This is a genomic window from Mycobacterium sp. (assembly GCF_032162105.1).
Taxonomy (GTDB): Bacteria; Actinomycetota; Actinomycetes; order Mycobacteriales; family Mycobacteriaceae; genus Mycobacterium.
In genome coordinates, this window is sequence record NZ_JAVRPS010000106.1 from 1 (window position 1) to 2,935 (window position 2,935).

1 protein-coding gene and 1 pseudogene are annotated in these 2,935 nt (G+C 66.5%); both read left to right on the top strand.

What is annotated here, in order from left to right; translation table 11 throughout:
- A pseudogene (locus tag QOC69_RS05225) lies at positions 1–975 on the top strand (IS3 family transposase); the annotation flags it as partial.
- Positions 976–1,232: 257 nt separating this feature from the next.
- A partial coding sequence (locus tag QOC69_RS05230; protein WP_526437067.1) for a prolyl oligopeptidase family serine peptidase occupies positions 1,233–2,935 on the top strand: 1,703 nt, incomplete at its 3' end.

Here is a 2,935-nt window from a genome sequence, read left to right on the forward strand (position 1 = left end):
TGCGACCCGCGACACCGCTGATCTGTCAGTTCATCGACGAGCACAAGGGCACGTACGGGGTCGGACCGATCTGCCGGGCACTGGGCGTGCATGGTGTGCAGATCGCCCCGCGCACCTACTGGGCGCACCGGTCGGCCGCGCCGTCGAAGCGGGCGCTGTGGGACACCACGATCACCGAGATCCTCGCCGGCGTCTACGAGCCCGACGAGCGTGGTAAACGCCCGCCGGAGCGCTGTACGGCAGCTTGAAGATGTGGGCGCACCTGCAGCGTCAGGGCATCCCGGTGGCCCGCTGCACGGTGGGATCATGCGCGAAAACGGCTGGCGCGGCGCGATGCGCGCGCGTCGGGTGCGCACCACGGTGGCCGATCCGGCGGCAACCCGCGCCCCGGATCTGGTGCGGCGCCGCTTCCGCGCCGGTCGGCCCGACGCGCTGCATGTGGCCGATTTCACCTATGTGCCGCTGGCCGGCGGCGGGTTCGGCTATACCGCGTTCGTGATCGACGCCTTCGCCGGGATGATGGTCGGCTGGGAGTGCTCGCTGAAGAAGAACACCGCCTTCGTCGAGCGTGCTATCCGCGCCGCGGCTGCACGCCGGGCGCGGGAAGGACATCCACTGCTCGGCGGCACGATCCATCACAGCGATGCCGGATCTCAGTACACTGCAATGCATTTCACCGAGACACTGATGCTAGCAGGGCTGACACCCTCGGTCGGTACCGTCGGTGATGCCCTTGATAACGCGCTGGCTGAAACTACCATCGGCTTGTACAAAACCGAGTGCGTCCGCGATGGCTCCCCGTTCCGCAACGGGCCGCTGCGCACGCTGGCAGACATCGAGGACGCCACCTCCGCGTGGGTGCACTGGTACAACACCAACAGGCTCATGCACCGCCTGGGCCGACGCCCACCGGCAGAAGCCGAGCCCGAGTACTACGCTCGCCACCAGGTCGGGCAGCACACCGATCACACGTAACCAGGTGTGCATGAAACCCAGTGATGCTTCAGTCACCGCGAAGCCCCATCTCGGGATCGTGGAGGTTTCGCCCGAAACCACTCCGAGTACACCGCCGTTCAGGTCTATAGGTGGGCCGCGAACCCGCGCCCGGGGGCCATCTGAAACAGGTAGTCAAATACTCGGTCGTGTCGCGTGCTGCACAGATAACGTGATACTCGCAGGTGCCCCTCGGTCGTCGAGGCACTGTGAGCACGCCACATCGGAGGATTGCCCCCATGACCTCGAATGAAGCGCAGCGGGCCGCGGTTGCAGACGTTGTGGTGGGCGACGACTCGTACTTGTGGCTCGAGGCCGGCGAGGACGAGGAGGTGCTGGACTGGGTGGAGCGGCACAACGTGCCCACGCTGGCGCGGTTGTCGGGTGAACGGTTCGAGCAGATGCGCGCCAGCGTGCTTGACATACTCGACTCCGACACCCGCATCCCTGGTGTGTCGCGCTGCGGGGAGTACCTCTACAACTTCTGGCGCGATGCGGGCCACCCGCGGGGAGTCTGGCGGCGCACCACCCTTCAGGAGTACCGCAAGGACTCCCCGGAGTGGGACGTTGTCATCGACGTCGACGCGCTGGCCGCCACCGAGGACGAGAACTGGCTGTGGGAAGGCGCCGGCATCATTGAACCCGAGCGCACGCGCGCGCTCGTCGGCCTCACGCGCGGCGGCGGGGACGCCGACGTCGTGCGCGAATTCGACATGACCACGCGGCAATTCGTCGCCGACGGGTTCTACCTGCCGGAGGCCAAGAGCGATATCTGTTGGGAAGACGAGCACACCGTGCTGGTGGGCACCGACTTCGGGGAAGACTCGCTGACCGATTCGGGGTATCCACGGCTGATCAAGCGGTGGCGGCGTGGGACGCCGCTCGGGGATGCCGAAACGGTGTTCTCCGGTTCGGCGAGCGACGTCTCGGTGAGCGCGACGCGTTACCCCTATCCGGGATTCGAGCGCACCTTCATCTACCGCAGTGTCGACTTCTACAACAAAGAGACCTTTGAGTTGCGTGACGGCGAACTGATCCGCCTCGACATCCCGACCGACGCCAGCATGGCGGTGCACCGCGAGTGGGCGATGATCCTTCTGATATCGGACTGGTCCAGAGAGGACACCACCTATAAGGCCGGCTCCGCGCTCATCGCCGACTACGAGCAACTTGTCGCCGGGACCGCCGAACCACGCGTGGTGTTCGAGCCCGGCGGTGAGGACTTCCTTGTCGGAGGAGCGTTCACGGGCGACCGGTTCCTCAGCATCAAGCTGCGCGACGTAGCGACCGTGGTGGAGGTACTCACCCCGGGCATCTGGCAGGCAGAGCCGCTCCCGGGTGTGCCCGACAACGCCACCACCGTCCTCGCCGGCATCGATGTATTCGGCGACGAAATCTTCCTTCACAGCACCGGCTTCGATAAACCGCCGCGGCTTTTGCACGGCCCGTCGGCGGGACCCGTGCGGGAGATCAAGTCCTCCCCGGCGTTATTCGACGCCGACGACCTCGTCGTCAGCCAGCGCTTCACCGCGTCAGCCGACGGCACTAGGGTGCCGTATTTCCTGGTCGCGCATCGGGATTCGACAGGTCCCGGCCCCACCCTGCTGGCGGGCTATGGCGCCTTTCGTGCGGCGCAGCTACCGGACTATTTCGGTGGGCTTGGCCGACTGTGGCTGTCCCGCGGCGGAAGCTACGCGCTGGCGAACATCCGGGGCGGCGGGGAGTTCGGGCCGGCGTGGCACGAGCAGGCGCTACGCGAGAACAGGCACAAGGTCGCCGAGGACTTCGCCGCCGTCGCACAGGATTTGGTGGATGAGGGTGTCACGACGGCCCCCCAGCTCGGCGCCGAGGGAGGCAGCGCGGGAGGCCTGCTGATGGGCGTCATGCTCACGCACTATCCCGAGTTGTTCGGAGCGTTGGTCTGCCAGAGTCCGCTGCTGGA